14 protein-coding genes and 1 riboswitch are annotated in these 21071 nt (G+C 54.1%); of the genes, 6 read left to right on the top strand and 8 right to left on the bottom strand.

Annotated elements, in window-relative coordinates; translation table 11 throughout:
* Positions 1-100 precede the first annotated feature (100 nt).
* The 5 genes from A8O25_RS09910 to A8O25_RS09885 all read left to right on the top strand — a co-directional run bounded on the left by A8O25_RS09910 (position 101) and on the right by A8O25_RS09885 (position 5554).
* The gene (locus A8O25_RS09910; protein ID WP_241498987.1) at positions 101-895 is read left to right on the top strand and encodes an alpha/beta hydrolase; all 795 of its coding nucleotides are present in this window, start codon (positions 101-103) and stop codon (positions 893-895) included.
* A 792-nt stretch (positions 896-1687) separates the two neighbouring features.
* Positions 1688-2890, top strand: a complete 1203-nt coding sequence (locus tag A8O25_RS09900; protein ID WP_074987966.1) for a PQQ-dependent sugar dehydrogenase — start codon at positions 1688-1690, stop codon at positions 2888-2890.
* A gap of 321 nt (positions 2891-3211) precedes the next feature.
* Positions 3212-3682, top strand: a complete 471-nt coding sequence (locus tag A8O25_RS09895) for an ATP-dependent zinc protease family protein (RefSeq protein WP_066834243.1) — start codon at positions 3212-3214, stop codon at positions 3680-3682.
* 20 nt (positions 3683-3702) lie between these two features.
* Positions 3703-4638 (top strand): 30S ribosomal protein S6--L-glutamate ligase, encoded by a 936-nt coding sequence (gene rimK / locus A8O25_RS09890; protein ID WP_066834241.1) that lies wholly within the window; start codon positions 3703-3705, stop codon positions 4636-4638.
* Positions 4616-5554: a succinylglutamate desuccinylase/aspartoacylase family protein gene (locus A8O25_RS09885; protein ID WP_066834239.1), complete on the top strand. Its 939-nt coding sequence runs from the start codon at positions 4616-4618 to the stop codon at positions 5552-5554. Before rimK ends, A8O25_RS09885 begins: the two co-directional genes overlap by 23 nt.
* Positions 5555-5762: 208 nt before the next feature.
* On the opposite strand, the gene metF is transcribed toward A8O25_RS09885, so the two are convergent.
* Both metF and metH read right to left on the bottom strand, forming a co-directional pair.
* Positions 5763-6716, bottom strand: a complete 954-nt coding sequence (gene metF / locus A8O25_RS09880; RefSeq protein ID WP_066834237.1) for a methylenetetrahydrofolate reductase [NAD(P)H] — start codon at positions 6714-6716, stop codon at positions 5763-5765.
* Positions 6717-7193: 477 nt separating this feature from the next.
* Positions 7194-11372, bottom strand: coding sequence for a methionine synthase (metH, locus tag A8O25_RS09875; protein ID WP_066834235.1), 4179 nt, complete (start codon positions 11370-11372; stop codon positions 7194-7196).
* A gap of 83 nt (positions 11373-11455) precedes the next feature.
* A riboswitch (SAM riboswitch) is annotated at positions 11456-11563 on the bottom strand.
* Positions 11564-11725: 162 nt separating this feature from the next.
* On the opposite strand from metH, the gene A8O25_RS09870 reads away from it, so the two are divergent.
* A complete protein-coding gene (locus A8O25_RS09870) occupies positions 11726-13378 on the top strand; it encodes a T9SS type A sorting domain-containing protein (protein ID WP_066834233.1) in 1653 nt (550 codons plus the stop codon).
* 225 nt (positions 13379-13603) lie between these two features.
* Here A8O25_RS09870 and A8O25_RS09865 read toward each other — a convergent pair whose 3' ends face one another.
* The 6 genes from A8O25_RS09865 to A8O25_RS09830 all read right to left on the bottom strand — a co-directional run bounded on the left by A8O25_RS09865 (position 13604) and on the right by A8O25_RS09830 (position 21061).
* Complete coding sequence (locus tag A8O25_RS09865; RefSeq protein ID WP_066834283.1) at positions 13604-14749, bottom strand: fatty acid desaturase family protein; 1146 nt, start codon at positions 14747-14749, stop codon at positions 13604-13606.
* Between the two features lie 477 nt (positions 14750-15226).
* On the bottom strand, positions 15227-15736 hold the full coding sequence (locus tag A8O25_RS09855; RefSeq protein ID WP_066834229.1) for a hypothetical protein: 510 nt from the start codon (positions 15734-15736) through the stop codon (positions 15227-15229).
* Between the two features lie 143 nt (positions 15737-15879).
* Positions 15880-16665 carry an SAM-dependent methyltransferase gene (locus tag A8O25_RS09850; protein WP_066834227.1) on the bottom strand — a complete coding sequence of 262 codons (786 nt, stop codon included), beginning with the start codon at positions 16663-16665 and terminating at the stop codon, positions 15880-15882.
* A gap of 58 nt (positions 16666-16723) precedes the next feature.
* Positions 16724-16927, bottom strand: a complete 204-nt coding sequence (locus A8O25_RS22960; RefSeq protein WP_153042689.1) for a hypothetical protein — start codon at positions 16925-16927, stop codon at positions 16724-16726.
* A gap of 911 nt (positions 16928-17838) precedes the next feature.
* Positions 17839-18501 (bottom strand): oxidoreductase, encoded by a 663-nt coding sequence (locus tag A8O25_RS09835; protein ID WP_066834221.1) that lies wholly within the window; start codon positions 18499-18501, stop codon positions 17839-17841.
* Positions 18502-18517: 16 nt separating this feature from the next.
* Positions 18518-21061, bottom strand: coding sequence for a DUF5916 domain-containing protein (locus A8O25_RS09830; RefSeq protein WP_066834219.1), 2544 nt, complete (start codon positions 21059-21061; stop codon positions 18518-18520).
* Positions 21062-21071: the final 10 nt, after the last annotated feature.

Here is a 21071-nt window from a genome sequence, read left to right as displayed (position 1 = left end):
ATTCCTGAAGACAGCTTGGCGTTTTGGGGCTGATTTCTGAAAAATAGCCCCAAAACGCCAAGCTGTTTGCGTATAAGAAGTCTCACCAACAAATTGCCGCGTGCCTCTCCTTCAACTTAAGTCTTCCAGACTCCACTACCGCATAATGGGCAGCGGTCCCAAGGCCCTGCTGGCGTTTCACGGGTACGGGCAGGAGGGGCATTACTATGACGCCATGGCGCGGGTGCTGCAGCCGCAGTACACCGTCTATGCCATTGACCTGTTCTTTCATGGGCAAAGCACCTTGAGTAAGGCAGACCAGCCGCTGAGTAAGAGAAAGCTGCAGGAGTTTATCCAGGCGCTGCTGGAAAAGGAGGGAATAACCAAATTCTCAGTGATGGCTTTCAGCATGGGCGGTAAGTTTGCCCTCACCACACTGGAGAAGTTTCACCCGCAGATAGACCAGTTGTACCTGATTGCCCCAGACGGTATCAAGACCCACCTGCTGTACAACATTGCCACCTATCCCGGCTGGCTGCAAGGGGTGTTTAAAGGCATAGTGCTGCGGCCCACCCGCTTTTTTAAAACCCTGCATTGGCTGGAGCGCAAAAGATGGGTAGACACCAGCCTGGTCAAGTTTGCCAACTGGCAGATGAATTCCCCTGAAAAGCGCGTGCGCGTGTACCGCAGCTGGACAGGCTTCCGGAAACTTACCTTCAGCACCGCTTACCTGGTAAAGCTGTTGAACCAGAGTGAGATTGAGGTGACGGTGTTCCTGGGAAAATATGACCAGATTATTTCGCACGGGCGCCTGAAGAATTTTCTAAATGCGTTGCACCGGCATAAATTGGTGGTCTTGCAGACGGGCCATACCAACTTGCTGCACGCAGTCGCCAACTTTATCAGGAAGAGATAGAGTGCAGCGCCGGTAGGTAAGGCAAACCCGCAGCACCAGGTGGCCAGCGTAAGCGCCTCATGCCTAAGAAACAGTCATGGGAAGGAGAGGGGCGCGGGCCGTCAAAAAGAAAGGACAAACTTGTTGCGCTTTTTACGCAGCGGCCCTTATTCTCAGAACTCCTTTGGCAGATCTTGTCACATACCAAACATTTTAGGGAATTCAGAAGTACTCATAGGGGATGACTGAGTACACCAGTAAGCGCATTTTTCCTCCTGACTTTTGCGCCTTAAAACGGCATCATAAGAACCGGGCTGTGCCAGAATCTTTTACTCCCATTTTTCGCCAGCAAACCCAAATGGAAACAGGCTCTATGAATAAGCCGATTATGCTCCCCATAAGGATAAAGAAGGTTGGTAGCCCATTAAGGGATCCATGTGGAATTAAGAGCATGTTTAAATTTGCCTTTTGGGCTGCAAACGGGTATCAAAAGAACCTGACTTCGCGGTTGACTCGCACCATAGCGCTGCTATGCTGCTCAAAAAACGCTTCGCCAGAACCTTTCGCTCCCCGTTTTCGCTTGCAAAATCAAAATGTAAACAAGCTCTAACCTTGATTTACTTATGCAAGCATATACAAGTCTGGCGTAAGTTACTAAGAAAAGGTAAAGCTGTTAAAAGGTGTGAGCAGGGGCTACTTTTGCCGGCAGAAGCAGTGTTTTTACTTCTACTGATATGGATTTGGTGATAGTGCCTAGAAAAGGGTTTTTTCTGATCTGCTGATGTTCCGTTCCACTACTAAACTATGAAAAACATGAAGTCTTTGAAAATGAGTATTGTTGCCCTGGCCATGCTTGGGGTGGTAGGCTGCTCCTCTAACTCTGAGAAACCAGGCGCTGACCAGGAAGGCGAGGTAACCTCTAAGGCGCCGCAAGACACCACCTCTGAGGAAGTCACAGAACAGCCTGCCCAAGACCCTGACCTGAGCAAAATCTCACTGCCAGACGGGTTTAAAATCAGTTACTTCGCCCAGAAGGTGGAGAACGCCCGCTCTATGGTGTTAGGGCCAGACGGTACATTGTATGTGGGCTCCCGTGACAAAGGCAACGTGTACGCCCTGCCAGACAAAAACAAAGACGGCCGTGCTGATGAGGTCATCACCATTGCCACCGGCCTGAAAATGCCCAACGGTGTGGCGTTGCGCAACGGGGCGCTGTACGTAGCCGAGATCAGCCGCATCTCCCGCTATGATAACATTGCCGCCAACCTCAAGAACCCGCCCAAGCCGGTGGTGGTCTATGACAAGTTCCCCACAGAGGAGCATCACGGCTGGAAATACATTGCCTTTGGCCCAGATGACAAGCTGTACGTGCCCGTGGGTGCGCCCTGCAACATTTGTGACAGAAAAGAGTCTGTCTATGCCGCCATTCACCGCATGAACCCAGACGGGTCAGGGCTGGAAGTGTTTGCCAGCGGCGTGCGCAATACCGTGGGCTTTGACTGGCACCCGGAGACCAAGGAGCTGTGGTTCACAGACAACGGCCGTGACCTTATGGGGGACAACCTTCCGCCAGATGAACTGAACCGTGCCCCCCGCAAAGGCATGCACTTCGGGTACCCGTTCTGCCACGCGGGTGAAATCCTGGACCCTGAGTTTGGCAAGGGAAAGAACTGCGCCGCATACACCCCGCCGGTGCAGAAATTGAATCCGCACGGCGGAACCTTGGGCATGGAGTTCTACACGGGCAACATGTTTCCGGAGAACTACAAAAACCAGATTTTCATTGCTGAGCACGGCTCCTGGAACCGGACCGAGAAGATTGGCTACCGCGTGAGCCTTTACCGGGAAAACGCTCAGGGCAAGGGCAGTTTTGTGCCGTTTGCGGCGGGCTGGCTGCAGGAGGGCAAGGAGTGGGGGCGGCCCGTTGACGTAGAGATGATGCCAGACGGCTCCCTGCTGGTGTCAGATGACATGAACAACGCCATCTACCGCATTACCTATGCCGGCAGAAAGTAGTTCTGTTTCTGGCTTCTTTTTTTGAAATTCGCCCCAAAACAGCGGGGCTTTGTTTTCCGCTGAAACAAAAAAGCAGTTCTGTGAGCAGGCCTTAACTGTGCGTCTCCTGAGTTACCCCTTTGCCTGGAGAACTGGAGAAGGGCAATAGGCCGTCTGGCATGTGGTACGGTCATCAAAGGCTGGGCAGACAAAGCCGGGTGGTGGCATACAGGAACCTAGGGCCAGGAGCAGCTTTGTTTATGAAATAAATTGATTTCTGTTTTTGCTGTTTTCTTGAAAACAGGCCAAAAACAGCATGTACCACGGTTTGCGGCTTTGCCTATGAAAAAGAGTAGCCCAGAGAAAAGTATTATTGGCCGCCGGGAAATGGTAGATTTCCCTGAGTTGGAGCTGTTTGAGATTGAGGCCAAAATAGATACGGGGGCGTACACCTCCGCCATCCATTGCAACAACATCAAAGAGGTGAATCTGCCAGACGGCACCCGCGCCATTCATTTTGAGCTGCTGGATGAGAACCACCCCGCGTATAACCACAAGGCCTTCCAGTTCAGTGAATTTTCGCTCCGTAGTGTAAAAAGTTCGTTCGGCGATGTGCAGGAGCGCTACATTATCCGTACAAAGATTCTCATTCATGGGCAGGAGGTAGAGACTGAATTCTCCCTCTCAGACCGTAGTGACCTCAAATATCCGGTGCTGCTGGGCAGAACCCTGCTGCGCAAGCGGTTCATTGTAGACGTGTCTAAGAAAAACCTGTCTTTGAAGGCGAAGAACAAGTCTAAAAAGAAGAAATAACCCTTTATCGCTCTGACTGTATGAAAATTGCGATCCTTTCGCGCAACCCTAGATTATACTCTACCCGCCGCCTGGTAGAGGCTGCCCAGCAACGCGGCCATGAGGCGGTGGTGCTAGACCACCTGCGCTGTGACCTGGTCATGGAGAAAGGCGACCCGCATATTCTCTACAAGGGGGAGCTGCTCACCGGCATTGATGCGGTGATTCCGCGCATTGGGGCCTCTGTCACGTTTTACGGCACGGCCGTGGTGCGCCAGTTTGAGATGATGAAGGTGAAAAGCGTGGTGGCCTCCCAGTCCATAGTACGCTCCCGTGATAAACTGCGCAGCCTCCAGATCATGGCCCGCGCCGGGCTGGGCATGCCCAAGACCGCCTTCACCAACTACTCCAAACAGGTCAAAGAACTGATTGCCGAAGTGGGCGGCGCACCGCTGGTGATCAAACTGCTGGAGGGCACCCAAGGCCTGGGCGTGGTCCTGGCCGAAACCCAGAAAGCCGCCGAGTCAGTGATTGAGGCCTTCCACAACCTCAAGGCCCGCATTATTGTGCAGGAATTCATTGCCGAAAGCAAAGGCGCCGACATACGCGTGTTTGTGGTGAACGGCGAGGTGGTGGGCGCCATGAAGCGGCAGGGCAAAGAAGGCGAGTTCAGGTCTAACCTGCACCGCGGCGGCAGCGCCAGCCTCATCAAACTTACCCGCGCCGAGAAAGCCGCCGCCCTCATGGCCGCCAAGTCTCTGGGCCTGGACGTGGCCGGTGTTGACATGCTGCAGTCTAAACGCGGGCCGCTCATTCTGGAAGTGAATTCCTCACCGGGGCTGGAAGGCATTGAGAAAGCCACCCAGCAAGACATTGCCGGAAAAATCATTGAGTACACAGAGCTGCTGGTTAACAAAGGGAAACCTAAAAAAGCGAAGAAAAAGACTACCCCAGATGGCGGAGATGATCATCAATGACATTCCCATTTATCCGGGAGACGAAAAACTGGTCAGGCTGAACATTTCCCGTCTGCCCAGCGGCACCGCGATAGATATTCCCATTCACGTGTTCAGGGCGCAGGAGCCGGGGCCGGTGCTGCTGCTCATGGCCGGTATGCACGGTGATGAGGTAAACGGCATTGAGCTTATCAGGCGCATGATCAGGCGCAATATGCTCACGCCGCTGCGCGGAACGGTGCTGGCCATCCCTATTCTCAACATCTACGGCTTTCTGAACTTCTCCCGCGAGGTGCCAGACGGCAAAGATGTGAACCGGAGTTTCCCAGGCAATGACAAGGGCTCCCTGGCCAGCCGCGTGGCCGCCCGGTTCACCAAAGAGATACTGCCGCTGGTAGACTATGGCATTGACTTTCATACCGGCGGGCGGAGCAAATCAAATTACCCCCAGATACGCTGCCGTTTTGGTGACGGCCAGGCAGATGCCTTGGCGCAGGCATTTGGGGCACCGTTCATCCTCAACTCTAACTACCGCCCCGGCTCTTTGCGGAAACAAGCCGCCGGCATGGGCAAAACCATCATTGTCTATGAAACCGGCGAGTCGCTGCGGTTTGACGAACCCGGGATCAACCTGGCCATGGAAGGCACAATCCGTATCATGCAGTACCTGCAGATGGTAGAGCAGGCCGTGCCCGTGTCACACCCCCCGGTCATCTGCCAGAACACCACCTGGATCAGGGCCCGGCGGGCAGGAATGTTCAGGAGCTTTGTCAAAAACGGACAGGCGGTGAGCCGGGGCCAGCAGGTAGGGGCCGTGTCAGACCCCTTCGGCTATGCCACCCACCCCATTACCTCGCACGTGAGCGGCTACGTGGTGGGCGTCAACAACATGCCCGTGGTCAACCAGGGAGATGCCATCTTGCACATTGGCTACTGATCTTCAGGTGAACTTTTCTCTTGGGGCACATTCCCGTTTTGGGGCTGTTTTTCAAAAAATAGGCTGAAAACAGGAATAGAATCAACAGTTGCGTGGGGGCAGAAGATAACAGAGAGCATGCTGTCAAATAAAAACGGGAGCCTGTCTGGTTAAATAGACAGGCTCCCGTTTTGGGGCTGCTTTTTGAAAAACAGCCTGAAAACAGCTGTTAGAAAATGGCTCTTGCCACAGCCGCGGTGGCCTCAGACTTGCTCATGGTATAGAAGTGCAGGCAGGGCACCCCAAACTCCACCAGCTCTTTGCATTGCTGAATGGTCCATTCAATGCCTATCTGTTTCACCTGCGCGGGCGTTGTGGCGGCTTCTACGGCGTTCACCAGATCCTCAGGCAGGTCAATGTTGAAATAGCGCGGCAGCACGTTGAGCTGGTTTTTGGTGGTCAGCGGCTTCAGGCCCGGGATAATGGGCACGTTGATTCCCGCGGCGCGGCAGGCTTTTACAAAATCACAGAACTTCTCGTTGTCAAAGAACATCTGCGTGATGATGTAATCTGCCCCCAGGTCAACCTTCTGTTTCAGGTACTTCAGGTCAGTAGACAGGTTGGGGGCCTCCATGTGTTTTTCCGGGTAACCGGCTACGCCAATGCAGAAATCGGTGGGCACAGGGTTCTCCATTTCCTCATCCAGGTATTTGCCGTGGTTCAGCTGCACCACCTGCTGAATTAACTCAGAGGCGTGGGCGTGCCCGTCTTTGTGCGGTCTAAAGCCCGGCTCGGTCTTCACCGCATCGCCGCGCAGCAAGAGCACGTTGTCAATGCCCAGGAAGTTGAGGTCCATGAGCGCGTTCTCGGTTTCCTCTTTGCTGAAGCCCCCGCAGATGATGTGCGGCACCGCGTCTACGTGGTACTTGTTCATGATGGCGGAGCAGATGCCCACCGTGCCGGGCCGCTTTCTAATGGTGATTTTCTCCAGCAAACCGTTCTCGCGCTCCTTGAACACGTACTCCTCGCGGTGGTAGGTCACGTTGATGAACGGCGGCTTGAACTCCATGAGCGGGTCAATGCCCTGGTAAATAGACTGAATGCTGGTGCCCTTCACCGGTGGTAATATCTCAAAAGAGAAAAGGGTTTGGGTAGCGTTCTGTAAGTGCTCGGTAACTTTCATTGACGTAGTGTCGGTGTCTTTTTTGGCCGTTGGCCGATGTTTATTTTTGATTCCGCCCAGGGCGATGCTTCTGTTTTATTGTAATTCTATGGGGTAAGCTTCTGCTTGGGTCCTTTCCCATTTTTGCCTGTTTTCTGGAAAACGGGCCAAAAACGGGACTGCCATTAGACACAGACATCGCTTTCGCTATTTTGTTTATGTCTCTAGAGGTTTACCTTTCTTATTGCTTTTGTTTCGGCTCTTATTCCCTTCTTTTTGTCATCCTGGAAGGATCTTGTGAGCGAACAGTAGCAGCGCTTTTTCCACGCTTTTCTAGTTCGCCTACTGTTCCCTAAGTTCCTTTCAGGATGACAGCAGGGGGAGAGGGTTGCAGAGAAAACAGAGTACAATATAAAAGACGGGTTTCTCCGGCTCCACTCCACCTGTTTGGTTTTCCGTTTTTGGCCTGTTTTCACCAAAACAGGCAAAAACGGAAAATCAGTAATTTAAATTCGGCGACAGCCAGCGCTCGGTTTCCTCCACAGGCATGCCTTTGCGTTGCGCGTAATCTACCACCTGGTCTTTCTCAATCTTGCCCAACCCGAAGTACCGTGACTGCCTGTGCGCGAAGTACATACCCGACACCGCCGCCGTAGGCCACATGGCCAGACTCTCGGTTAAGGTGATGCCGGTGTGCTTCTCCACGTTCAGGAGCTGGAACAGCGTGGTTTTCTCGGTATGGTCCGGGCAGGCCGGATAACCGGGCGCCGGACGGATGCCCTGGTATTTCTCTTTGATGAGTTCTTCGTTGGTGAGGCTTTCCTCGGGCTCGTAGGCCCAAATCTCCTTACGCACAATCTCGTGTAGTTTCTCCGCGAATGCTTCGGCCAGACGATCAGCTAAGGCTTTGGCCATGATGCTGTGGTAATCGTCATGATCGGCTTCAAACTGTTTTACCAGATCGTCCAGGCCAATACCGGCGGTTACCGCGAAACCACCCGTGTAATCTGCCAATCCGGTTTCTTTAGGCGCGACAAAGTCAGCCAAAGCTAAGTTGGGCACGTTCGGGCCTTTCTGGCCTTGCTGGCGTAGGGTACGGAAGTGTGTGAGGACTTCGGTGCGTTGCTCATTGGTGTAGATTTCCACGTCATCATCCCCTATGCTGTTGGCTGGGAACAGACCTGCCACGCCGTTGGCGGTGAGCAGTTTTTCGTCTACAATGCGTTGGAGCAGGGCCTGAGCATCGGCGTACAGTTTGGTGGCTTCGGCACCCACTACTGCGTCTTCCAGCAGTCTCGGGAATTTGCCGTGCAGCTCCCAGGCCTGGAAGAAGGGCGTCCAGTCAATGTACGGCACCAGTTCTTCCAGCGGGAAGTTTTGGAACACCTGTACACCGGTTTTGGCGGGCGTGTACACATCTTCGGCTTTCCACTCAATGGGTAGTTTGTTCGCACGGGCCTGCGGCAGGGGCAGGTATTTCTTTTCCTTCTGGCGGCTCAGGTAGCCTTCGCGCATCTCGTCATATTCTTTCCTGATGTCTGCCGCAAACTGCTCTTTATTGTCCGGGCTCAGCAGGTTGCCTACCACGGGCACGCTGCGCGAGGCATCCAGCACGTGTACCACGGTGCCGTTGTAGGCCGGTGCCACTTTCACAGCGGTATGGGCACGGGACGTGGTGGCCCCGCCAATGAGCAGCGGAATGTTGAAGTTCTGGCGCTCCATTTCTCGGGCAACGTGCACCATCTCGTCCAAAGAAGGCGTAATCAGACCACTGAGGCCGATTACGTCTACGTTGTGCTCACGGGCGGCATCCAGAATTTTATCGGCGGGGGTCATGACGCCCAGGTCAATCACCTCGTAGTTGTTACAGGCCAGTACCACGCCCACAATGTTTTTGCCTATGTCGTGTACGTCGCCTTTCACGGTGGCGAGGAGAATGCGCCCGGCATAGCGGGAGACCTCACCCCCCTGCCCCCTCTCCCGCGGAGAGGGGGTGTCCGCTGATGGGGTTGGGAGCGGTAATGGTTCCTTTTGGAGTTCCTTTCTTATTTTTTCTAACACCTGCGGTATTTGGGTGAGCACTTCCTCGTTGGTGAAGCGGATTACTCTGAAACCAAGGCTGTTCAAATAATCGGTTCTCAGCGCATCGTATTCTTGCTGCTGCTCATGGATTTCTCCGTCCACTTCTACCACTACCCGTGGATTCAAGCACGCAAAATCGGCGATGAATTCTTCAATAGTGTGCTGTCTCCTAAACTTGAAGCCTTCCAATTTTCGATTTCTAAGGGCTTGCCACAGCACATCTTCTGCTTTGGTAGGCTCTTGGCGGTTGTGCTGCGCAAACTCCTTCAAAACTTTCCACTTTTCGGCCGGCGATGTAAACACAAAGTTTCCCAACGCATCAGCTGAACTCCCCTCTCCGTGGGAGAGGGGTTGGGGGTGAGGTCCGTCTTCTGCTTCCAATGCAGCCACTCTCGCTTTCTCTTCCTCAATGAACGGCAACAAATACGCCACCGCTTTTTTCATCACGCGGGCGCTTTTCACCACCTGCGGGAGAAACATTTTGCCTTCGCCGAAGAGGTCGCCTACCACGTTCATGCCGTCCATGAGCGGACCTTCAATCACTTCCAGTGGCTTGCTGTACAGGTGGCGGGCTTCCTCCACGTCCTGGTCAATGTATTCTACCAGTCCTTTCACCAATGCGTGCGTTAAACGCTTTTGCACCGGTTCGTTGCGCCAGGCCTCGTCGCGCACCACTTCTTTGCCTTTGTTTTTCACCGTTTCGGCGAACTCCACGAGGCGCTCGGTGGCGTCTGGGCGGCGGTTCAGCAACACATCTTCCACGCGCTCCAGCAGGTCTTTCGGAATTTCCTCATAGACTTCCAACATGCCCGCGTTCACAATGCCCATATCCAGACCGGCTTTGATGGCGTGGTACAGGAATACAGAGTGCATGGCCTCGCGTACGGGGTCATTGCCCCGGAACGAGAAGGAAATATTACTCACCCCGCCGCTTACTTTGGCACCCGGCAGGTTCTGCTTGATCCAGCGGGTGGCGTTAATGAAGTCAACGGCGTAGTTGTTGTGCTCCTCCATACCGGTGGCCACGGTGAGGATGTTGGGGTCAAAGATGATGTCCTCGGCGGGGAAGCCTACTTCTTTGGTTAAGATGTTGTAAGCACGCTCGCAGATTTGGATGCGGCGCTCGTAGTTGTCGGCCTGGCCTTCTTCGTCAAACGCCATCACTACCACGGCGGCGCCGTAGCTGCGCACTTTGCGGGCATACTCTTTGAATTTTTCTTCGCCTTCTTTGAGCGAGATAGAGTTCACGATGGCTTTCCCCTGCACGCACTTGAGACCGGCCTCAATCACGCTCCACTTGGAGGAGTCAATCATGATGGGCACGCGGGCGATGTCTGGCTCGGAGGCGATCAGGTTCAGGAACAAGGTCATGGCGGCCTCGGAGTCCAGCATGCCTTCGTCCATGTTCACGTCAATGATCTGGGCACCGTTCTCCACCTGCTGACGGGCTACGGCCAGGGCTTCTTCGTACTGCTCATTCAGGATCAAGCGGGCGAATTTTTTGGAACCGGTCACGTTGGTACGCTCGCCAATGTTCACGAAGTTAGAACCTTCATATACAGTAAGCGGCTCCAGACCCGAGTAGGTAGGAACGGCCGGTAGCTGCGGCAACGGACGCGGCGGGTATTCTTTGGCAATCTCGGCAATGACCTTAATGTGCGGCGGGGTGGTACCGCAACAACCACCCACAATGTTCACGAAGTTGTTCTCCAGGAAATCACGGATGTGCTGGCCCATTTGCTCCGGCGTCTCGTCGTACGCCCCGAAGGCGTTGGGCAGACCGGCATTGGGGTACGCACTGATGTGGAATTTAGACGCTTTGCTCAAGCTCTGTAAGTGCGGACGCAGCTGCTTCGCCCCGAGGGCACAGTTAAAGCCCACGCTCAACAGCGGCATGTGTGAAACCGAGTACAAAAACGCCTCTACGGTCTGTCCGGATAGGGTACGACCGCTGGCATCAGTAATAGTACCAGACACCATGAGCGGCAAACGCTTGCCCGTCTGCTGGCTGTATTGGTCAATGGCGAACAGCGCCGCCTTGGCATTGAGGGTATCAAAGATGGTTTCTACCAACAGCAAATCCACGCCGCCGTCTACCAGCCCGCGCACCTGCTCGGTGTAGGCTTCTACCAGCTCATCATACGTGATGGCGCGGTAGCCGGGGTTGTTCACATCCGGCGATAAAGACGCCGTACGGTTCGTAGGTCCGATGGCGCCGGCTACGAAGCGGGGTTTCTCCGGGGTTTTGGCAGTCCATTCCTGGGCGGCTTCTTTGGCTATTCTGGCAGATTCATAATTCAGTTCGTACACCAGATCCTGCATGTCGTAGTCGGCCATGGCAATGGAGGTGCCGCTGAACGTGTTGGTTTCGGCTATATCGGCGCCCGCCTCAAAGTAGAGGCTGTGGATTTCCTTGATGATGTGGGGTTGGGTGAGGGAAAGCACATCATTGTTGCCCTTCACGTCCAGGTGGTAGTCTTTGAAACGCTGGCCGCGGTAATCTTCCTCTTGCAGGTTGTACCGCTGGATCATGGTACCCATGGCACCGTCTAAGACTAAAATTCGTTTCTGTACTTCTTCCTCAATGCGGGTCATCTTCTTGTGCAAACCTAAAGGGTTAGTGGCGGCTCAAGAAAGGGTAGGAGGAAAGTGGCGGGCAGGTGTGTAGGAATCTCCGTCACTCATCTCCCCCGGCGCGTAGGTGCAGCGGGTAGGAAGTAGCACCCAACTGAATTGGGTTGCTAAGACATCACAGGGCCTAATCCCTCCGTCTTTCTTGATAAGCATCTGCAAAGGTACACGGCGGTAAGCGATTCTGCAAATGAAGGTTCTCTTGCAGGTAGTTTGCAAAAGCATTTAGTTTTCTGAAAAAGATAAGGAAATAGCCATACCTTTATCTTTAAAGCTCCTTGTTTGTCAATTCTATACAGAAACTATAAATTAAATAAATGAAGATTCTCAGCTTATTTAAGAACCAGAAAAAGACGGGAGCCTGGCTGTTGCTGCTCCTCCTCCTCCTGACTAAACTGTTGCCGGCTGCTTTGGCACAGACAGTTGTAACAAAGCAGTGGGACAAGCTCTATGGAGGCAGCGGAATAGAGGCGTTCAGGTCTGTGGTTGCTACCAATGACGGGGGATTTTTATTGGGGGGATACTCTAAATCAGGTATCAGTGGCGACAAGACGATGGTTCCCCGTGGGGAAAGTGATTTCTGGGTGGTGCGGGTAAACGCAGATGGGAACAAACTGTGGGACCGGAGTTATGGAGGGAGTAACATTGATGAGTTGACTTCTATGTTAGCCACCCAAGATGGAGGGTTCCTGTTGGGTGGCTATTCCAGGTCAACCATAAGCGGTGATAAAACAGAGGCTCCATGGGGGTGGGATTATGATTATTGGGTGGTGCGCATTGATGCAAACGGTGATAAGCTATGGGATCGGCGTTTCGGGGGAAGCAATGTTGACCAATTAACATCTATGGTAGCCGCCTCTGATGGGGGCTTTCTTTTGGGAGGGCATTCCAGGTCATTGAGTGGGGGGGACAAAACAGAGGCACCTAGAGGCGAGGCTGACTTCTGGGCTGTCCGGATAGATGCAAGCGGGAACAAGGTTTGGGACCGCCGCTTCGGCGGAAACTTATATGAAGCATTAACCTCAGTGGTGGCCACGCAAGACGGAGGCTTTCTGCTTGGAGGCTACCTGCTCCCTGGTTCAGGGGGTGACATCTCAGAGTCTCCTAAGGGCGGGAATGACTTCTGGGCTGTCCGGATAGATGCGGCGGGCAACAAGGTTTGGGACCGTCGCCTGGGCGGGAGCGGACAGGATGAGCTAACCGCAATGTTGGCGACCCAAGACGGCGGATTTCTTTTAGGGGGGCACACTAGGTCTGGTAAAGACGGCGATGTCACGGAAACCCTGAGGGGTGGGGCAGACTTTTGGGTAGTGAAGGTAGATGCGGCGGGAAGCAAGCTGTGGGATAGGCGCTATGGCGGGAAAGGGTATGACTTTATTTTCTCAATGGAATCCACGCAAGACGGTGGCTTTCTGCTAGGTGGGCACTCAGACTCAGGTGCTGACGGTGACAAAACCGAGGAATCAAGGGGAGGGATAGATTTCTGGGTGGTGCGGATAAATGCAGACGGGCATAAGCTATGGGACAAACGCTATGGCGGCAGCGGTGATGACCTTCTATTCTCGGTAGCGGGCACCCAAGACAGTGGATTCCTGTTGGGCGGGGAGTTACGCACCGGATTGGGCGGTGATATTTCTGAGACATCTAGAGGAGGGCAGGATTATTGGGCCTTAAGGATAAAAAGTAGTTTGGCTACCGGGGTAAAGGAAAGTGAGATGGCCAAACAGCTGCTCCTATACCCCAACCCTGTGACCGGGTTGCTGCGCATTTCCCTTCCTCTGCCCAGGCAAAAGGAGGTAGAGTTACGGCTTCTGGACGCACAAGGCAGGGAAGTGTTAAGGGAGAGCCAGGCACAGCAGACTGGGAAGTTTGAGGCAACATTACAGCTGAAAAGCCTCCCTGCAGGGGTGTACTTGTTGCAATTGGTTACTGACCAGGAAGTCATCTCCAAGAGAATAGTCAAGGAGTAATGAAGCAGTGGCTTGGGGCTTCTCCAAGCCACTGCTCTCAAAGGAGAACCTGAGCCTGCATTAACTTGCATCTATGATAGAGGACTTTCCGTTTTCGGCCTGTTTTCCCAAAAACAGCGAAAACAGGAATAGGAGAAGCTCCTGTCTAAAAGTAACCTGCGTGCTGCGCGGCTGGCATAAGCGTTAGGGCAAGGCACATGCGTTTTCAGATAGCAGGTCTAGGGCTTAGCTGACAAGAAGGTGCTTATGCTTTGGGCTTTCAGTTGCCAAGGAAAAGGATTGTTCCCGGTACGCCTGCCAGCCCAGCTTCTTGAGCATGCGGTAGTGGGAGCTCAAAGCCTTCAAGAATGTAGGGCTTTCAATGTAGGGCAGCCCGAACTCATGCGCTGTGGCTTTGACAATGGCCGCAATGCCCGGATAATGGATGTGACAAACTTTAGGGAAGAGATGGTGTTCAATCTGCTGGTTCAGGCCGCCCAGCAGGAAGCCAGCCAGCTTGTTCTGCGTGGCGAAGTTGGCGGTAGTACGCATCTGGTGGTCTGCCCAGGCTTCCTCCATGTTGCCGTCTTCATTGGGCGTAGGGAAATCGGCTCCTTCTACCACGTGCGCCAACTGGAAAACCAGCCCCAGAACCAGCCCCTCCACCAGGTGCAGGCTAACAAAGCCAATCAAAAACTGCCACCAGGTAATGTCTAAGAGAACCAGGGGCAGTGCAATGAACATCACGTAATAGATGGTCTTGTAAAAGAAGAGCCTGAAGACCTCTTTTTTAGGGTGGTTGACCGTGGCATGTTCTCCTATCTTTTTCTGGAAGAACTTGAGGTAGTCTTTCCTCAGCACCCAGGAGATGGAAGAAAGGCTATAAAGCCCGAAGGCGTAAATATGCTGGAACCGCTGGTGTTTAAAGACCTTCTCCTCCGGGTTTACCCGTATGAGGCCGGGTGCCACCTCTATGTCCTCATCATGGCCAGGTATGTTGGTGTAGGTATGGTGGACCACGTTGTGGGTCAAATTCCAGACGTAGGGGCTGGCGCCAATGAGGTTAAAGACAAAGCTGTAGCTTTTGTTAACCTTGTTGCTGGCCGAAAGCGACCCGTGAATAGCGTCATGGCACACATTGAAGCCAATCAATGCGCAAAACACCCCCAGCAGCAAGGCCAGCCCAAACATTTGCCACACAGAAAACAAATTGGAGAGAATAAGACCATAAAGGCCAGCCGCCCCCACCAGGTAGAAGGCTATTTTGCGCCACATGGCGGCGTTGGCATGCTTAGAGTTGCCATTTTCTTTCAGGTAAGCCTCTACCCGTAAACGGGTGGTGGCATAGAACGCAGACTTATCTTTATTGATGAATTTTAACTTGGAAGACATGAAGAGGAAGTGAAAAGGCCAGGCAGCGCCGGTAGGGGGTTTTTGTGCCAAGGAGAAGGTTTAAATCAGTGGTCTGTCAGTACAAACAGCTAGAATAAGGTGCTGCCAAAAGAATTCTTCAACCTTGTGCCAGTGCTGCAAAGGTGAGAGAAGCCAATAGGCAACTCCTGCCAAAACCGCTTGCCGCAAGATAGACCAACTTTACACATGCCCTAAAGATGAAAATAAAAAACCAGACCATCTACTGGGGCTGCTATCTTGTCAACGAGGTTGTTGAGGATAAAGTGCTGGGGAAGGTGTAAATAGTAGGTATTTGTTTCGGCCGGCGGCCGGCTAAAAGAAAAGTGCGTGTGAGAAAAAGTCTGAACCCGGTTTCTGTTTTGGGGCTGTTTTCTGAAAAACAGCCCCAAAACAGAAACCGCAGAAATAGAAAAAGCCTGCACAGGGCAGGCTTTTTCAAGTAGGTCTGGGGAAGCATTAGAATGTGTACCTAACGGTCAGAGCTCCGTCAGGAAACAAGAAAAGACCGTCTTGGTTGACATCCAAAAATGGCTTAAAATCGATGCCCACCGAAACCGGAATTTCCGTAATCTGATATTCCAGACCTACAATTCCGTCTATCCCCACCGTGGCGAGGGTTTTATTTGCTGAATCATAGTAGTGTTTGTAGGTGCGGTCATGGTAATACCGCCCCTTGTAGGAGCCAATGTGCGCCCCCGCGCCGTAAAACCACTGCAGTCCCGGTACCCCCAGGGCACTGGCGTGCAGCTCATACAGCCCGGTGAGATGAAAGCCTTTGCGCCCGAAACTGGTTCCTATGATCGCTTCTATGGCCGCGCTTCCGTTCAGGAAGTACTTGCCGGAGATCCCAGATGAAAGGCCCCCCACCCTGATCCCAACGCCATGCTGCTGGGCACGGGCCTGGGTAACAGAGAAAAGGCAACACCACAGCAGGCTCAGCCCAAAAATAAATCGCAGTTTCTTCATAGTAAAGTTAATTCTTGTTTCTAAGACAGGTGATACTGCCCCAGCCCCTATAAAACTGCAGTTGGGGCAGAATTATTTTACCAGTTTCAAAAACGTACGCAGCCGGTACAGCCTCCCGGTCAGTGGCCGCCGCTGGGGCAAAGTTAACTTTTTTTGTAAGACTGCAGGTAGGCATCTTTGCGGGTTCTCTGCCCAATAAGCCGGAAAAAGCTGATCTGGTGGTGGTTGTCTTTTTTGAGCGCCCGGGCAAAAGGGTCTTTTTTCTGGCCGTGCTCCTCAAAATCCTTCACGTACTGCTCCCGTATGAGCTCGGCGGCCGGCAGCAGCTCTGCCACCGTGACCTGCACCAGGCCCGTCTTCTCCCAGAGCTTCCGCCACCAGGGCACCGAATGGATGTAGTACCAGTAATCCTGGTAGTCTTCGCGCAGAAACACGGGCACCTGCTCCAGTGTCTCAATCTCTTCTTTGAAGCAGACGTCTACAACGCCAATGTAGCCGTCTGGCTTTAGAAAGTGGCAGATGTAGGGCAGGTACTTGTCATCTGTCCCAAAATAGGTGTACGAGTCAATCACCAGCACCACGTCAAAGAACTCCTCCGGGAAGGGGAGCGCGCGGGCGTCTGCCTGCAGCGGGAACACGCGGTTCTCCAGCCCGGCCTCCAGCACACGCGTATAATTGGCCGTGGCCGAAATGGCCTCGTCTACCGCCCACACCTGCACCTTGAATTCCTTCGCCAGAAAAATGGAGCTGGCCGCCTTGCCGCAGCCAAGGTCCAGCACCCGCATACCTTCCCTCAGAGGCAGCAGGGCCGTGATGCTCTCCAGGTTGAAAAGTACGTTTTCGCCCATTGAATGCTCCCGCACCCATTGGGGGTCATAGTGCGCGCTGCGCGGAAAGAAATGCTTGATCTGGTGTTGGGCCGAGGACATAGGCAGTAGTTGTTTGCAGACTGTACGGGGGAGAAGGTCTGGCGGTTGGGGCATTCAGCTAGGCGCTTTGCAGCGGGAAGGATTGGTCTGCTGTTCTAAAGGCGATGTGTCGTTTGAGGTTCCCTTGGCGGTGGCTGCCGTAGGTTAGTAACTGCCAGTTGCTGATGCTGCAATGCGAAGTCTGCTGCTCCCCTGGCTGCGGCAGGTATGCGTAGTCTGCTGATCCCTTGGTTCTCCCGTTTGCTCCGGTGCGAAATCCCATTGCTGTTGCATTGTCTCCGGTAAGCGCTCACGGCCGCGGGGCCCCGCCCTGGCGGTTCGCACTGCTGTTAAAACTAGGCCCTCCGGCCTTGCCGCTGGAGCGGCACCGTATTAACAGAGGCGCTCACCCCCAGGACTGGTTGCTGTTCCTTTTTTGCTATTGCTTTTCTTGATGTAGATTGTTTGCTGGTTAGTGCTGTAGTTTCGCTAGCCTGAGACGAGCCCGTGCTGCGCACATCAGCCAGGGGCAGAAGTGTTGACTGTGCATTATTGCTTGCCTGTGGCGAATGGTTTCCCCTATCCCGCGCTGGCGCGAGTCTCCGGCCTCGTGCCCACAGATGACGGGTGGTCTCTGGCTGCCTCCGCGGCGCGGCTGCGAGACCAGGCATTGCTGCTTCATTCCGGCTGAATTCCCTAAGATGAAAAGAAAGGACTCTGAACTCAGGACTCATAACTCAGGACTCACTCCAATACTCCCCCTTTGAAGGGGGCGAAGGGGGATGTTGACACCTGCCGGTCCACGCATTGCAGATCATTCCCCTCCTCAGAGGGGTAGGGGTGGGTTCCATACGCCTGCCCCTGCTGTGCCGCCTGCTCAAAAGACCTCGTAGCGTCTTTCAGACCTGCGAGCGTCTGTGCCAGTAGCTTCTGCCATAACAACATGAACCGTTTCCCCTCCTCCTGACCTTCTTCCGCAGGGAGAAGCAACACCGCTATGCTGTTTCTGGCCTGTTTTCCTGAAAACAAGCCAGAAACAGAATCTACGCCTGCCCCCGCTGTGCCGCCTGCGCCTAAGACCACATATCAACCGAAGGACCTGCGGGCGTCTATGCCAACGGCGTTGGTTGCTGCATTTCTGTTTTTGGGCTGTTTTAGCCAAAACAGCCCAAAAACAGAAACAGCAATGCACAATTAATTATACTGCTGCATCTGGACTGACGGGTGCCGCTGCACGCCGCCGCCGTCTTGCTTGGCGGCTTCGAGCATGGCTTTTGCCACGGCTTTGGCGGGTATGGCGCGGTACTTCCTGAGCGGGCCCTTGAAGATAAACCCGAAGAGCTTCATAAACACCTCGGCGGCTTTCTCCCCAAACCGTACCTCCGGCCGGTCGCCCAGCAGCAGCGAAGGCTGGAAGATATGCACGGCCGTAAAGGGCAACGCCTGCACCGCCTGCTCCATTTCGCCTTTCACCCGGTTGTAGAAGAGGCGGGAGCCGGCATCGGCGCCCAGCGCCGACACCACCAGGAACTGGGCGGCAAACGTGTGGGAGGTAACTTTGGCCAGGTTGACCACATAGGTGTAGTCTACCTGCTTAAACTTCTCCTGCGAGCCCGCTTTCTTGATGGTGGTGCCCAGGCAGCAGTACACATCATCAGCGGTGAGGCTGTGGCGGTGCTTCTCCAGGTGGTTAAAGTCTACCACTACCTGCTGCAGCTTGGGGTGCTGTACCGGCAGCTCCCTTCGGCCCACTGAAATCACTTTGCGGTAACGCGGGCTCTGCAGCAGCAACTGCAGGCAATGGCTCCCCACCAGACCGCTGGCACCGGCAATCAACGCTACTTTGGGTGATTCCATAGGCTTGTTGTAAGGGTTAAGATTTGAGGGCACGCTTCATGACCTGGTAATCTAAATAGTACAGAATCTTAACGGAGAAGCTGTTGAGTTGGTTTGCCTGTAACGTGTTGCGCAGGTTCATGAGGTAGTTGTTCTGCTCTGGGAACAACTCCTGAGAAATGGCGTTCTTCCAGACCACGCTGACCTCGCTGCCCGGGGCAAAGCGCCAGCTGTACACCAGGTCAATGTTGAAGGCGTTGAAATTCCGGTCTTTCGCCCACGGCGAAGACGGGGTGTGGTCTACCGGTTCCAGGTCGCCGTTGTCCTGCAACAGGAAGTAGTCATAAAAGTTGGCACTGGACCAGTAGTGGCGCATGTTCAGGTTGAGGGCGGTGCGGGCGTTAAAGATATAGGTGCCCGTAAGCGAGTTGGTAACCGTGTGCACGGTACGGGACCCAAAGAAAATACTGTCATTCTCGCCGTTCCCGGCGAAACCGTAGTCGCGCAGATCACGGCTCAACTCAGCGCTGTACACCATCTGCAAATGGTCATTGACCCTAACCCTGGGGCTAATGCCCACCCAGGTGTTCAGCTGGTCATACGCTGGGGAGTGGTAAACGCCGCCGTTGAGGTCTAAGGCAAATTTTTTGCGGTAGTCACTGGAGATGTACCCACTCAGCTCTGTGCCGGCGGGGTCTCTGAACTTGCGGTTGGGAATGCCGCCCCGGTCTTTGAAAACCCTGCCTTGGATCACACCTTCATACGAGCGGGAGCGGGGTTCAAAGAAGTCAAAGTTGTTCCTGGGCAGCCAGGCCAGCGTGTACCCAAATGAGATGAAGTTCTTGGTGGTGGCGTTGGTTTCCAGGTAATAGACCAGCCTGCTGAACGAGTTGGGCTTGTACAGCTGGCGGTGCTCCACCCCCACGGCATTGAACAGGCTGTTCAACTTCCAGAAAGGCTTGAAAATATTGTACCTGATGTTGGCTTCGTTCTCAATGATGTTGTTGTTAGACAGGTAGCCCAGATCATTGATAAAATAAGAGTCGCTTTCTGTGCTGTGGCGTACCGTGAACTGGAAATTGCCGCTGGTCTTGCCAAAGTCTGCGTAATAGGCGTGCCCCAGCTCCACCTTGTCTGTGCCCTGGGGAACAGACCCTTTGTGGAAGCGCTGGCTCAGGTTGGCGGCCAGGTTGAGGGTGTAGCTGTTCTTCTTGTTCCGGAGCCGGGTCATGAGCCCAGACACATTGGCGTTGTAGAAGCCTTTGCCTCTGGTCACATTGGTGTTGGTGAACGTAACGTATGAGCTGTTGGGCAGGTTCTGGTCCAGAACCAGTACATTGTAGTTGGTGGCAGGGTCTGTGAGTACTTTGAACTCCTCCTGCGTTTTGTTGCTCCTGAGCGTGGCATAGGTGTTCTGGGTCACGGCGTTGAACACCCCAATCCCCAGCCCCCTGTTGGTGCGGCCTGAGATTTTGGTAGCGTTCAGCAGGCTTGTTTTCTCGGGGTTCTCCAGAACCACTACTTCCTCGCTCCTGCCGTACTGGCTGTAGTCATACCGCAGGTCATAGAGGTGCAAGGGTTCGTTCCCTATGCGGCGCGAATAGAACAGACCGGCTTTGTTGAACAGCTCGGTGCCCTCTGTGAAAAACTGGCGGTTCTCATTGAAGCGCACCTCAAAAGGCGACAGGTTCAACACCTGCGCGTCTGACTGCGTCTGCCCAAAATCTGGCACCAGGGTCATGTCAAGGGTAAAGGCGTCATTGATCCCGTATTTGATGTCCATGCCGCCGTTGAGGGTGGTCTTCAGGTCTTTCTTCCCCTCCTGCTCAGTGGGGAAGTGGTCGGCGTAGCCGGAGAGGTAGGGCATGAGCGAAAGCCGCAGCGGTGCCTCCAGCCCCTGCACCCCCTGCAGCACGCCAAACTGGTTGACCCAGCCCTGCATAGACCGGTCTACAAAATTCCAGAAGGCGCTTTCGCGGTAGCGGCGGGTGGAACGCCAGAAGTTCACCCCCCATTCCTGCACATTTTTCTTAGGGAACCGGATGGCGGAGTAAGGGATTCTGAACTCAACTGACCAGCCTTGGTCATGGCGGGCCACAGCACTTTCCCAGACCGCGTTCCAGGCCATGTCATCTCCGTTGCTGGTAGACCTGAAATCTGTCTGCACCCCGGCCGTGGAGACTTCAAACCCGAAGGCATTCTGCCGGTCCAGGTAGGTGTCAAAGTACACCCCAAACATGTCTGCGTTCACCTGCCCGCCATCGCGCTGGCTGAGTTGGGTGAGCACTGAGTCTGGGGCGGTGTCATAGAGCATGGCACCCACGTAAATAGCCTCGTCATCATAGAGAATGCGCACCTGGGTGCGCTGCCGGGAAGGGGCGCCGTTCACCGGTTCATTCTGGGTAAAGCCGGTGGCGGGTGCTGCCTGTTGCCAGACTTCCTCGGTGGGGAGCCCGTCAATTTTTGGGGGAGTGGCAGTGCGTACCGCCTGCAGGTGTTTTGTTTCTTTGGGCGCCTGTGCCTGGGCAGCTGCCTGTAGAAAGCAGCTGAGGAGGAACAGGAGAAGACAGACGTATCTCATAAAGGGTGTA

This window comes from Rufibacter ruber (genome assembly GCF_001647275.1).
Lineage (GTDB): Bacteria > Bacteroidota > Bacteroidia > Cytophagales > Hymenobacteraceae > Nibribacter > Nibribacter ruber_C.
Note: the sequence above shows the minus strand (reverse complement) of the source record. Positions and strands in the feature narration are given on the sequence as shown.

Coding starts and splice junctions, on each gene's coding strand:
- A8O25_RS09895 (WP_066834243.1), top strand. CDS start 3,212: ATGAAAAAGAGTAGCCCAGAGAAAAGTATTATTGGCCGCCGGGAAATG.
- A8O25_RS09835 (WP_066834221.1), bottom strand. CDS start 18,501: ATGGAATCACCCAAAGTAGCGTTGATTGCCGGTGCCAGCGGTCTGGTG.
- A8O25_RS09870 (WP_066834233.1), top strand. CDS start 11,726: ATGAAGATTCTCAGCTTATTTAAGAACCAGAAAAAGACGGGAGCCTGG.
- A8O25_RS09855 (WP_066834229.1), bottom strand. CDS start 15,736: ATGAAGAAACTGCGATTTATTTTTGGGCTGAGCCTGCTGTGGTGTTGC.
- A8O25_RS09830 (WP_066834219.1), bottom strand. CDS start 21,061: ATGAGATACGTCTGTCTTCTCCTGTTCCTCCTCAGCTGCTTTCTACAG.
- A8O25_RS09850 (WP_066834227.1), bottom strand. CDS start 16,665: ATGTCCTCGGCCCAACACCAGATCAAGCATTTCTTTCCGCGCAGCGCG.
- A8O25_RS09885 (WP_066834239.1), top strand. CDS start 4,616: ATGGCGGAGATGATCATCAATGACATTCCCATTTATCCGGGAGACGAA.
- rimK (WP_066834241.1), top strand. CDS start 3,703: ATGAAAATTGCGATCCTTTCGCGCAACCCTAGATTATACTCTACCCGC.
- A8O25_RS22960 (WP_153042689.1), bottom strand. CDS start 16,927: ATGGGATTTCGCACCGGAGCAAACGGGAGAACCAAGGGATCAGCAGAC.
- metH (WP_066834235.1), bottom strand. CDS start 11,372: ATGACCCGCATTGAGGAAGAAGTACAGAAACGAATTTTAGTCTTAGAC.
- A8O25_RS09900 (WP_074987966.1), top strand. CDS start 1,688: ATGAAGTCTTTGAAAATGAGTATTGTTGCCCTGGCCATGCTTGGGGTG.
- metF (WP_066834237.1), bottom strand. CDS start 6,716: ATGAAAGTTACCGAGCACTTACAGAACGCTACCCAAACCCTTTTCTCT.
- A8O25_RS09865 (WP_066834283.1), bottom strand. CDS start 14,749: ATGTCTTCCAAGTTAAAATTCATCAATAAAGATAAGTCTGCGTTCTAT.